The 10,872-nt window shown below is 65.0% G+C and carries 10 protein-coding genes; 8 read left to right on the top strand and 2 right to left on the bottom strand.

Annotated features, from left to right (window positions below):
• Positions 1–80: 80 nt before the first annotated feature.
• The 6 genes from hrcA to O7A60_RS25750 all read left to right on the top strand — a co-directional run bounded on the left by hrcA (position 81) and on the right by O7A60_RS25750 (position 5,752).
• The gene (gene hrcA, locus O7A60_RS25775; RefSeq protein WP_337108579.1) at positions 81–1,163 is read left to right on the top strand and encodes a heat-inducible transcriptional repressor HrcA; all 1,083 of its coding nucleotides are present in this window, start codon (positions 81–83) and stop codon (positions 1,161–1,163) included.
• 140 nt (positions 1,164–1,303) lie between these two features.
• Positions 1,304–1,501 carry a hypothetical protein gene (locus O7A60_RS25770; RefSeq protein WP_015314792.1) on the top strand — a complete coding sequence of 66 codons (198 nt, stop codon included), beginning with the start codon at positions 1,304–1,306 and terminating at the stop codon, positions 1,499–1,501.
• 83 nt (positions 1,502–1,584) lie between these two features.
• The gene (locus tag O7A60_RS25765; protein ID WP_337108578.1) at positions 1,585–2,931 is read left to right on the top strand and encodes a PQQ-dependent sugar dehydrogenase; all 1,347 of its coding nucleotides are present in this window, start codon (positions 1,585–1,587) and stop codon (positions 2,929–2,931) included.
• Positions 2,932–3,060: 129 nt separating this feature from the next.
• Positions 3,061–3,678, top strand: coding sequence for a LysE family translocator (locus O7A60_RS25760; RefSeq protein WP_337108577.1), 618 nt, complete (start codon positions 3,061–3,063; stop codon positions 3,676–3,678).
• Positions 3,679–3,855: 177 nt separating this feature from the next.
• Positions 3,856–4,836, top strand: coding sequence for a cysteine synthase A (gene cysK, locus O7A60_RS25755; protein ID WP_337108576.1), 981 nt, complete (start codon positions 3,856–3,858; stop codon positions 4,834–4,836).
• Positions 4,837–5,125: 289 nt separating this feature from the next.
• Entirely contained in the window at positions 5,126–5,752 is a 627-nt protein-coding gene (locus O7A60_RS25750) for a glutathione S-transferase family protein (protein WP_337108575.1), read from the top strand.
• A gap of 36 nt (positions 5,753–5,788) precedes the next feature.
• Here O7A60_RS25750 and O7A60_RS25745 read toward each other — a convergent pair whose 3' ends face one another.
• Positions 5,789–7,033 (bottom strand): RNA polymerase sigma factor, encoded by a 1,245-nt coding sequence (locus tag O7A60_RS25745; RefSeq protein WP_337108574.1) that lies wholly within the window; start codon positions 7,031–7,033, stop codon positions 5,789–5,791.
• Positions 7,034–7,040: 7 nt separating this feature from the next.
• On the bottom strand, positions 7,041–7,409 hold the full coding sequence (locus O7A60_RS25740) for a YciI family protein (protein WP_027142565.1): 369 nt from the start codon (positions 7,407–7,409) through the stop codon (positions 7,041–7,043).
• Positions 7,410–7,666: 257 nt separating this feature from the next.
• Here O7A60_RS25740 and O7A60_RS25735 point away from each other — a divergent pair, with 257 nt between their 5' ends.
• A complete protein-coding gene (locus tag O7A60_RS25735) occupies positions 7,667–8,626 on the top strand; it encodes a TAXI family TRAP transporter solute-binding subunit (protein ID WP_337108573.1) in 960 nt (319 codons plus the stop codon).
• A gap of 65 nt (positions 8,627–8,691) precedes the next feature.
• A complete protein-coding gene (locus tag O7A60_RS25730) occupies positions 8,692–10,806 on the top strand; it encodes a TRAP transporter permease (RefSeq protein WP_337108572.1) in 2,115 nt (704 codons plus the stop codon).
• Positions 10,807–10,872 lie beyond the last annotated feature (66 nt).

Genomic DNA, 10,872 nt, shown 5'->3' with positions numbered 1-10,872 from the left:
GCCCGGGGTGATCCGGAACAGACACCGGTTGCGCGCGGCCTAACGAAGTCTATATCCTTAAACCGGAGGTTTTTGGCCAAATGACCAAGCCAGTCGATCCCGCGTCGCAGTCGCCCGCGCTTCAATCGCTCGACATGCGCTCGCGCGACATCTTCCGGCGCATCGTCGATTCCTATCTGAGGGACGGCGAGCCCGTGGGCTCGCGCAGCCTGTCGCGCATCCTGCCGTCCTCACTGTCGCCGGCTACCATCCGCAACGTGATGAGCGACCTCGAGCATCTCGGGCTGATCTACGCGCCGCATATTTCGGCCGGCCGTCTGCCGACGCAGGCTGGCCTGCGTTTCTTCGTCGATGCCTTCATGGAGCTTGGCGACCTCTCCGACGAGGAGCGCCGCGCCATCGAGGCGCAGGTGCGGGCCTCCGGCTCGGGGGCGACGCTGGAGCACATGCTGATCGAGGCCAGCCAGATGCTGTCGGGCATGTCGCGCGGCGCCGGCCTGGTGCTGGCCGCCAAGAACGAGGTGGCGCTGAAGCATATCGAGTTCATCCAGCTCGAGCCGACCAAGGCGCTTGCCGTGCTGGTGTCGCAGAATGGCGATGTCGAGAACCGCGTCGTCGAGCTGCCCGCCGGCATCACCGTCTCGCAGCTGCACGAAGCCTCGAATTTCCTCAACGCACATATTCGCGGCCGCACGCTGGCCGAGGCGCGCACCGAGATCGCGCGCATCAAGGAAGAGACGAGGGCGGCGCTCGACACGCTGTCGCAGGACCTCGTCGAGAAGGGACTGGCGGTGTGGGCGGGCGCCGAAAGCGGCCTGCCGGCCCGGCTTATCGTGCGCGGCCGCGCCAATCTGCTCGAAAACGTCACCGCCCAGGCCGACATCGAATTGCTGCGCCATCTCTTCGAGGACATGGAGACGCAGGATGGATTGATCCAGCTGCTCGACTTAGCCGAGGAGGGATCGGGCGTCCGCATCTTCATCGGTTCGGAAAACAAGCTGTTCTCGTTGTCGGGCTCGTCGCTGGTGGTGGCGCCCTATCGCGACAAGGACGCCCGCGTCGTCGGCGCGCTCGGCGTCATCGGCCCGACCCGGCTCAACTATGCCCGCATCGTGCCGATGGTTGATTATACGGCGCAGCTGATTTCCCGTATGCTGCGCTAAGGCATTGATATTCAGGTGATGCCGGCCTGCAAACGGCTGATACCTGCGCGTCCGGTGCCACCGTTTTCGACTCGGCCTGACCCGAATCTCGACATACCTTTGGTGCGACACCGAAGGACCGGCTGCAAAGGAGAAAAAGAATGGCGCTGGAATCATTCAAGGCCCAGATCAGCCTGCTGCTCGAAGAGATGGTCAACCAGCCGGAGGACCAGCACGAAATTCAGGAACAGCTGCGCGAAAAACTGCGGGAAATGCGCGCTATGGGCCTGCCGTTGCCGGCCGATCTCGTGGAACTGGAAAAGCGTCTGGACGACGATTTCTACGCTGCCGGGACCTGATCCCGGAAGTTTGCTCACCGTGCGTGACGGAACCCACGGACAAGCCGATCGTTAATTTCCTTCACGACCGAGCGGAGGAAGTGATGCGATTGGCCGGACTGGCGATGTCGGCACTGTTTCTCACGACCGCGGCTCTCGCCCAGCAGACCGACCGGCCCGTGCTCAAAGGCCCGGCAGCCTTCGGCGACTGGCGCGCCGATAAGCCCGGCGTGCGCCGGCTGATCAAGCCGGAAGACCTGCCGAGACCCTATGTCACCAAATCCGCCTCGAACGGCGCCGGCCTCACGGAGAGGCCGCAAGGCGCCAAGCCACAACTGCCGCCCGGCTTTTCGGCGGAACTCGTTGCGTCCGGCATCGACAATCCGCGTGTCGTGCGTGTCGCGCCGAACGGCGACCTGTTCGTCGCCGACAGCGAAGCCAACCAGGTCCGTGTCTACCGGCTGACGAACGGAAGCGCGAAAGCCGCGGAGAAAAGCATCTTCGCCGGCGGCCTCAACCAGCCCTATGGCATCGCCTTCCATCCACCCGGCAATGACCCGCAATGGGTCTATGTCGCCAACAGCGACAGCATCGTGCGCTTTGCCTACCGCAATGGCGATCTGAAGGCCTCGGGCGAACCGCAAACCATTGTCGACGACATCCCCTCGAGCCACCACTGGACCCGCGACATCGCCTTTTCCCCCGACGGCAAGACACTTTACCTCTCCGTCGGCTCCGGCTCGAATATCGCGGAGGACATGGGCAAAAGACCCAGAGGCGGGCTCGACGCCTGGGTCAAGTCGAAGCCGCTCGGCGCCAGTTGGGGTTCCGAGGCGGGCCGGGCCGAGGTGCGGGCTTTCGACCCCGACGGCAGGAATGGGCGCATCGTCGCCACCGGGCTGCGCAATTGTTCGGGCATGACCGTGCAGCCGGCGACCGGCGCGCTGTGGTGCGTCGTCAACGAGCGCGACGCACTTGGCGACAATACGCCGGCGGAATACGCGACGACGGTCAGGGAAGGTGCCTTCTATGGCTGGCCGTGGTATTACATCGGCAACAATGAGGACCCGCGCCACAAGGGCGAGCGTCCCGACCTCGCCGGCAAGGCTGATATTCCCGACGTGCTGATGCAGGCGCATTCGGCGCCGCTCAACATCGCTTTCTATGATGGCAAAAGCTTTCCGGCCGAGTACCAAGGCGACGCCTTCGTGGCCCTGCATGGCTCCTGGAACCGCGGCAACAGGACCGGCTACAAGGTGGTGCGGCTCAAGTTCAAGGACGGCAAGCCGACCGGTGAATATGAGGACTTCATGACCGGCTTTGTCGTCTCCAACGGCGAGGTCTGGGGCCGGCCGGTTGGCGTCGCGGTGGCCAAGGACGGGGCGCTGATCGTCACCGAAGACGGCAACGGCACAATCTGGCGCGTGACCTATAGTGACGGCCGGTCCTGATCCGTCTATTGGCAGCGCCGGCCCCCTCACCAGGTCTCACAGGGAGCTGGTGCAATCGAATCCAGTCCTCAGTAAATTCAATTCCATTCAGATATATGCGATGAAGCGCCCTCATCCGAGACCGAATCCATGACCCTCACCGGATTTCTTGCCTACAGCGCCGCGCTTGGCGTCGCCGCCGCCATCCCGGGCCCCGGCGTCACGGCGCTCGTCGCACGTGCACTGGGCTCGGGCTTTCGCTCGTCGCTCGCCATGTCCTTCGGCCTGATGCTTGGCGATCTCACTTATTTGACCGCCGTGGTGCTGGGCCTGGCCTTCGTCGCGCAGGAGTTCGGCATGGTTTTCCTGGCGATCAAATGGGCCGGCGTCGCCTATCTCGCTTTCCTCGGCTGGCGCTTCTGGACCGCCGGCATCACGCCCGAAACCATCGAAGCCAGGAAGGGCAAGGGCGGCTTGCTGTCGAGCTTCATCGCCGGCCTCACCGTGACGCTCGGCAATCCCAAGACGATGATCTTCTATCTCGCCATCACGCCGACCATCGTCGACCTGAAGACCATCACGCTTGCCGACTACGGCATTCTCGTCGCGCTGACGCTCGTCGTCCTGTTCGTCGTGCTGGTGCCTTACCTGGCGCTGGCGGCCAAGGCGCGCTGGTTCCTGAAGTCGCCGCGCGCGCTCAAGGTGCTGAACCGCACCGCCGGCGCCTTCATGGTAGGCGCGGCGGCGGCGATCGCTGCTCGCCAGTAGGGCGTTTCTGCCAAACCATTCCCTGGCCCGGCTGTTTCAAGAAATGCTTTTCCGGGGGCCAGGCGTTTTCAGCACAGGCCCCACTCGGATATTTTCCAGCCGCAGCCTATCTTGCGCGGCTGAAAGCCCTATTCTGTCGGCTACTGCCAATTGCCTGAAATCCAGGGAGCGAAACCAATGAACAAGCCCGTCACTTCAGCCCGCGTGCCCGGCCGTGGCCGTATCTATGATTCCATCACCGACACGATCGGCGATACGCCCCTGGTACGGCTCGACAAGTTCGCCAAGGAGAAGGGCATCGTCGCCAATCTGGTCGCCAAGCTCGAATTCTTCAATCCGATCGCCTCGGTCAAGGACCGTATCGGCGTGTCGATGATCGAGGCGCTGGAGGCCGCCGGCAAGATTACGCCCGGCACGACGACGCTGATCGAACCGACATCCGGCAATACCGGCATTGCCCTTGCCTTCGCCGCCGCCGCCAAGGGCTACAAGCTGATCCTGACCATGCCGGAGACGATGTCGGTCGAGCGCCGCAAGATGCTGGCGCTGCTCGGCGCCGAGCTGGTGCTGACCGAAGGCCCGAAAGGCATGAAGGGTGCCATCGCCAAGGCCGACGAACTGGCCGCGACGATCCCCAACGCCATCATTCCGCAGCAGTTCGAAAACCCGGCCAATCCGGAAATCCACCGCAAGACGACAGCGGAGGAAATCTGGAACGATACCCAGGGCGAGATCGACATCTTCGTCGCCGGCATCGGCACTGGCGGCACGATCACCGGCGTCGGCCAGGTCTTGAAGAAGCGCAAGCCCGCGCTGCATGTCGTCGCCGTCGAGCCGGATGCCTCACCGGTGCTGTCGGGCGGCCAGCCCGGCCCGCACAAGATCCAGGGCATCGGCGCCGGCTTCGCGCCGAAGATCCTCGACACCACGGTCTATGACGAGATCGTCAAGGTCTCCAACGAGGATTCCGTCGCCAATGCGCGCCTGATTGCCCGCCTCGAGGGCGTGCCGGTCGGCATCTCGTCGGGCGCGGCCCTGCAGGCGGCAATCGTCGTCGGCTCGCGGCCCGAAAACAAGGGCAAGACGCTGGTGGTGGTCATCCCCGACTTCGCCGAGCGGTATTTGTCGACGATCCTGTTCGAGGGACTGGGGGCTTAACCCTTCGCATTCTTCCCTTCTCCCCTTGTGGAGAAGGTGGATCGGCGCGTAGCGTTGAGACGGTTGAGGGGTGTTCCAGCGGAGTGAGGCGTTGGTGTTCCCCGGAACACCCCTCATCCGACCTCGCTTCGCGAGGCCACCTTCTCCCACAAGGGGAGAAGGAAAGGTCCCGCGAGCGCCTGGCCCGCTGAAAAACGCCTCGTGGCCGCCGGCGCGCAGCTTGAGCAGACCCTGCTTCCGGGTCATATCACCTCCCGGCCCGTGCAAGACGGCCCGAGGGGAGGATTCCATGTACAAGCTTTATACACGTCCCGGCAGCGGCGGCTTCGTCGTCGAGGCGGCGCTGGCGCTGATCGATGTGCATTTCGAACAGATCGACGTGCCGAAGACCGAGGCGCCCGATCCGGCCTTCCTCGCCATCAGCCCGTTGAACCAGGTGCCGGTGCTGACCTTGCCGGACGGACGCTCGATCACCGAATCGGCGGCGATCTGCATCCTGCTCGCCGAACGCCACCCGCTGGCCGGCCTGGCGCCGGCGGCCGATGAACCGGCGCGCGCCGAGTTCCTGCGCTGGATGGCGTTCATGTCCTCGGTGCTCTACCCGGCGATCCTGCGGTTCTACTATGCCCATCGCTACACGGCGGATGCCGAAGGTACGAAGGCGGTGAAACAGGCGGCGGTCGCCGAGATGGACCGCGGTTTTGCCGTCGTCGATGCCGCCTTGCGCAGCCGTGACTGGCTCGCCGGCGACAAGATGTCGGTGGCCGACATCTATCTCGTCATGCTGGTGGCCTGGCATCCCGACATCGACAGAGCGCGAGCCGCCTGGCCTGATATCGAGCGCCTCTGGGCGCGATTGCGGGAGCATCCGCTTATGAAGACGCTCAACACATCGCACGAGATGTGGCCGGCCTGAACGGACGGACCGAAAAGACGCCCGCGCTCCAGGATATCACTGTGTTAGCGCGGTGCGTTTTTCCTGCAGGAAGCGGCGCACAGCCGGATCGCGCTCGAGGCCGATCGCTCGATCATAGGCTTCGACCGCCTGCGGTCCCTGGCCGAGCCTGGCCAGCAGGCCGGCACGCGCGGCCCAGTAGGGCTGGTAGTCATTGAGCCGCTTGTCGTCACCCAGCACGTAAAGGGCCGCCAATCCCGCCACCGCTCCCTCGGTCTCGGCGATCGCAACCGCGCGGTTGATTGCCACCACCGGCGACCCCGCGATCGAAAACAGCGCGTCGTAGAGCTCGCGGATCGCGATCCAGTCGGTGCGGCCAGTCAGCCGCCGCGCCGCATGGACGGACTGTACCGCCGCCTCCAGCTGGTAGCGGCCGATGACGCCCTTGGTCGCGGCGCCGCGAAGACATGCTTCGGCCTCGTCGACCAGGGCATGGTCCCACAATGCATGATCCTGCTCGGCAAGCGGCACATAATCTCCGGCCGGGTCGCGCCGCGCCGCGCGGCGCGCCTCCGCGAACAGCATCAGCGACAGCAGGCCCAGCGCCTCGGGTTCGTCCGGCAGCAGCGAGGCAACCAGTCGGCCGAGCCAGATCCCTTCGGTGGCGAGGTTGCGGCGCCGCGTCTCGGTACCGGCCGGATCGGACCAGCCCTCCGTGAAAGCGGCGTAGATCGCCTCCAGCACCGCGTCCAGCCTTTCACCGAGTTCGGTCCGCTCCGGCACGCGGAACGGAATGCCGGTCTCGCGGATGCGACTCTTTGCGCGCACCAGGCGCTGGCCCATCGTGGCCGGCGAGAGCAGGAAGGCGGAAGCGATCGTCGCGGCATCGAAACCGAGTATGGTCTGCAGGATCAGCGGTGCCCGCACGCCGGATTCGATCGCCGGATGGGCGCAGGCGAACATCAGCCGCAATCGTTCGTCCGGCAGGTCCTCGTCGGTCATGCGTGCCTCCGCTTCCTCGGCAATCAGCTTGAGATGGTCACGGCCGGCTTCGCTGGTCAGCCGCCGCCGCACCGCATCGACACGCCGCCGCCTGGCTACGGCGAGCAACCAGGCTTCCGGCTTTTCCGGCACGCCGGTGCGCGGCCAGCGTTCGAGCGCCGCCGCAAAGGCGTCGGCCAGCGCATCCTCCGCGGCGGCGACGTCGCGCGTGCGCGCGGCGAGCCAGGCGACCAGCTTGCCATAGCTTTCCCGGGCGGCGGCCTCGGCGGCCGCCCGGGCGATATCCGGGCGACTGTCCATCACGCCGTCATTTCTTGGGCATATAGTCGGCCATTTCCCAGATCGGCCGCAACTCGACCGTGCCGGTGCTGGCCGCCGGGCAGCGCGCCGCCCAGTCGATGGCGGTATCGATATCGGCCGCCTCGATCATGTAGAAGCCGGCAAGCTGCTCCTTGGTGTCGGCATAGGGACCGTCGATCACGTTGGTTTTGCCGTCGGCGATCCGCACCGAGGTCGTCGCCTGGGTCGGGCGCAGCCTTTCGCCGGCCAGCCACGCGCCGGACTTCTTCAACGCTTCTGTATAGGCGGCATAGGCCGCGCTCATCTGCTGGGCTTTCTCGACCGGCGTGTTCGCCAGCGCGGCTTCATCGTTGTTGATCAAAAGCATGTATCGCATGGGTCTTCTCCCGTGGTTTGGAAGGCCGCTTCGTTGCGGGCCGAACGTATGTCGCGCGTCGGCGACCGATTTCGACAGGTTGCGGAAAAAACTTTCGGCTCCGGCCGCGCCTTGCGCAAGCAGGTATGTGTTTGGCGACCTCTCAACCATTCGTCTAACGCGTGGAATTGCGGGTTGGCATTTCTCTTTCGCTGTCTAAACTCGCCTCTCTTCGCATCAGGGAGGTGATGCGGCCACTATTTCAGGGAGGAACCCAGATGTTGAATTTCAGAACGAAATTCGTTGCCGCCGGCGCGATGGCGCTTTCCCTTGTCCTTGGTGCGGCGTCGGCCAAGGCGCAGGAATTCATCAATGTGCTGACCGGCGGCACTTCGGGCGTCTACTATCCGCTCGGCGTGGCGCTGTCGGAAATCTACGGCAAGGGCATCGAGGGTGCCCGCACGCAGGTGCAGGCGACCAAGGCCTCGGTCGAGAACCTCAACCTCCTGCAGCAAGGCAAGGGCGAGATCGCGTTCGCGCTCGGCGATTCCGTCAAGATGGCCGCCGAAGGCAACGCCGAGGCCGGCTTCCCCGGCAAGCTCGACAAGCTGCGCGGCATCGCCGCCATCTATCCCAACTATATCCAGATCGTCGCCAGCCAGGAGTCCGGCATCAAGACGCTCGCCGACCTCAAGGGCAAGAGCCTGTCGGTCGGTGCGCCGGCCTCCGGCACCGAACTCAACGCGCGCGCCATCTTCGCAGCCGCCGGGCTGAAATATGAGGACCTCGGCCGCGTCGAATACCTGCCCTTCGCCGAATCGGTGGAGCTGATCAAGAACCGCCAGCTCGATGCCACGCTGCAATCGGCCGGGCTGGGCGTCGCCTCGATCCGCGACCTCGGCACCTCTGTGCCGATCAATGTCGTTGCCGTGCCGCCCGAAGACGTCGCCAAGATCGGCTCGCCCTATCTGTCGGTGGTCATCCCCAAGGGCACGTATGAAGGCCAAAGCGAGGATGTCGCCACGGCCGCCGTCGGCAATTTCCTCATCACCCGTGCCGATGTCTCGGATGAGACCGCCTACCAGATGACCAAGCAGCTGTTCGAGCATCTCGACCAGCTTGCCGCCGCGCACGCCGCCGCCAAGGCGATCGATCCGGCCAAGGCGCTCGACGGCATGCCGGTGCCGCTGCATCCGGGAGCCGAGCGCTATTACAAGGAAAAGGGGCTGTTGAAGTAAGGTATCGCGGCAATCCGACATGTCTTAGCGAGGCACTGCAATTCGCCTGCTTGGGAGCGCATCCAATGAGCGAAACACCGTCTGGGGCGATAGCCGACGGCAAATCGTCCCTCGCCCATCTCCCCCCGGGCGAAGAGCAGGTCGAAGGGTTGCCGCCGGGCTTCGGCGACGGCATCGCCGGCAAGGCGGCCTTCGCCATCGCGGTCGCCTTTTCCGCCTTCCAGATCTACATCGCCGCCTATGGCAGCCTTCCGAGCCAGGTGGTGCGGGCCATGCATGTCGGCTTCCTGCTGCTGCTCGGCTTCGCCCTGATTGCCAATCTGCGCGCCACCAGCCTGCCGGCAAAAGCCTTCTTCTGGGCACTCGGCCTGCTCGGCTTCGGCACCGGCCTTTATAACTGGGTGTTTTATACCGACCTCATCCGGCGCTCCGGCTTTCTGACCACGCCGGACCTGATCGTCGGCGCGGTGCTGGTGGTGCTGGTGTTCGAGGCGGCCAGGCGGCTGATGGGGCTGCCGCTGGCGGTCATCGCCTTCATCTTTCTCGCCTATTGCTTCGTCGGCAATCATCTGCCGCCGCCCTTCATCCATCGCGGCTATGATTTCGCCCAGCTCGTCGACACCTTCGCCTACGGCACCGAAGGCATTTACGGCACGCCGATCTACGTTTCGGCCGCCTATATCTTCATCTTCGTCGTCTTCGCCGCCTTCCTCGAACGCGCCGGCATGATCGCGCTGTTCAACGATTTCGCTCTCGGGCTGGTCGGCACCTGGCGCGGCGGCCCGGCGCAGGTCTGCGTGCTGTCTTCGGCGCTGATGGGGACCATTTCCGGCTCCGGCGTCGCCAATGTGGTTGCGAGCGGCCAGTTCACCATCCCGCTGATGAAGCGCTTCGGCTTCCGCTCGGCCTTCGCCGGCGCCGTCGAAGCGACGTCCTCGATGGGTGGCCAGATCATGCCGCCGGTGATGGGCGCGGTCGCCTTCATCATGGCCGAGACGCTGAACATCCCCTATGCCGACGTGGTCAAGGCGGCGATCATCCCGGCGCTGCTCTATTTCGGCGCCTGCTTCTGGCAGGTGCATTTGGAGGCCGGCAAGGCAGGCCTGCGCGGCATGGCCAAGGCGGACCTGCCAAACCCGTGGGACGCGGTGCGACAACACTGGCCGCTGGTGCTGCCGCTCGCGGCACTGATCTACCTGCTGTTCGCCGGCTACACGCCGGTCTTCGCCGGCACGATGGGCCTCGCGCTGACCATCGTGCTGATCCTCGGTACGCCGCTGGCGGCGCTGATCGGGCCGCTCGCCTTCCGCGTCGTCTTCTGGTTGGCGCTCGGGCTTGCCGCCGCCTCCTTCATGAAATTCGGCGTCAACATCCTTAGCCTTGTCATCGCGGCCCTCGTCATTGCCTGCCTTGCCTTCAAGGGCGGCCGCGAGACGCTGCAAATCTGCATCGACTCTCTTGCTGAAGGCGCAAAGAACGCGCTGCCGGTGGGCATCGCCTGCGCCATCGTCGGCATCGTCATCGGTACGCTGACGCTGACCGGCGTGGCCTCCACCTTCATCGGCTGGATCATCTCGATCGGCGAGAATAATCTGTTTCTGTCCCTGGTGTTGACCATGTTGACCTGTCTGGTGCTGGGCATGGGCATCCCGACCATCCCCAACTACATCATCACCTCGTCGCTGGCCGGGCCGGCGCTGCTGTCGCTCGGCGTGCCGCTGGTCGTCAGCCACATGTTCGTCTTCTATTTCGGCATCATGGCCGACCTGACGCCGCCGGTGGCGTTGGCCGCCTTCGCCGCAGCGCCGATGGCCAGGGAGAGCGGCCTCAAGATCGGCATCCAGGCGACCAAGCTTGCCATTGCCGGCTTCGTCGTGCCGTTCATGGCGGTCTATACGCCGGCTTTGATGCTGCAGGACGCCGGGCCGATCGCCGCGCAGTTCGGCTATCCCGTCGAGGTCGCCTACATCGTTCTCAAGGCGTGCATGGGCATCGTGCTGTGGGGCGCTGCCGCCGTCGGCTTCCTTGCCGCGCGCATGGCCTGGTGGGAGCGGCTCGTCGCCTTCGCCGCCGGCGTGCTGCTGGTGGCGGCGGTGCCGTTGACCGACGAGACCGGCTGGGCGCTGTCGCTGGCCTGGATCGGCTGGCATATCTGGCGTGCGCGGCAGGCGCCGGCATGATCCCGAACCAAAGGTCAGCGAACGCAAAAAACGGGACCCGGTTTTCGCAGGAGATCCTGCTCAAAC

The sequence above is a fragment of the Mesorhizobium salmacidum (SeqCode) genome (assembly GCF_037179605.1).
Classification (GTDB): domain Bacteria; phylum Pseudomonadota; class Alphaproteobacteria; order Rhizobiales; family Rhizobiaceae; genus Mesorhizobium; species Mesorhizobium salmacidum.
Note: the sequence above shows the minus strand (reverse complement) of the source record. Positions and strands in the feature narration are given on the sequence as shown.

Bases quoted from the DNA above. Each gene is read 5' to 3' on its own strand.
- hrcA (WP_337108579.1), top strand. From the start codon at position 81: ATGACCAAGCCAGTCGATCCCGCGTCGCAGTCGCCCGCGCTTCAATCG.
- O7A60_RS25770 (WP_015314792.1), top strand. From the start codon at position 1,304: ATGGCGCTGGAATCATTCAAGGCCCAGATCAGCCTGCTGCTCGAAGAG.
- O7A60_RS25765 (WP_337108578.1), top strand. From the start codon at position 1,585: ATGCGATTGGCCGGACTGGCGATGTCGGCACTGTTTCTCACGACCGCG.
- O7A60_RS25760 (WP_337108577.1), top strand. From the start codon at position 3,061: ATGACCCTCACCGGATTTCTTGCCTACAGCGCCGCGCTTGGCGTCGCC.
- cysK (WP_337108576.1), top strand. From the start codon at position 3,856: ATGAACAAGCCCGTCACTTCAGCCCGCGTGCCCGGCCGTGGCCGTATC.
- O7A60_RS25750 (WP_337108575.1), top strand. From the start codon at position 5,126: ATGTACAAGCTTTATACACGTCCCGGCAGCGGCGGCTTCGTCGTCGAG.
- O7A60_RS25745 (WP_337108574.1), bottom strand. From the start codon at position 7,033: ATGGACAGTCGCCCGGATATCGCCCGGGCGGCCGCCGAGGCCGCCGCC.
- O7A60_RS25740 (WP_027142565.1), bottom strand. From the start codon at position 7,409: ATGCGATACATGCTTTTGATCAACAACGATGAAGCCGCGCTGGCGAAC.
- O7A60_RS25735 (WP_337108573.1), top strand. From the start codon at position 7,667: ATGTTGAATTTCAGAACGAAATTCGTTGCCGCCGGCGCGATGGCGCTT.
- O7A60_RS25730 (WP_337108572.1), top strand. From the start codon at position 8,692: ATGAGCGAAACACCGTCTGGGGCGATAGCCGACGGCAAATCGTCCCTC.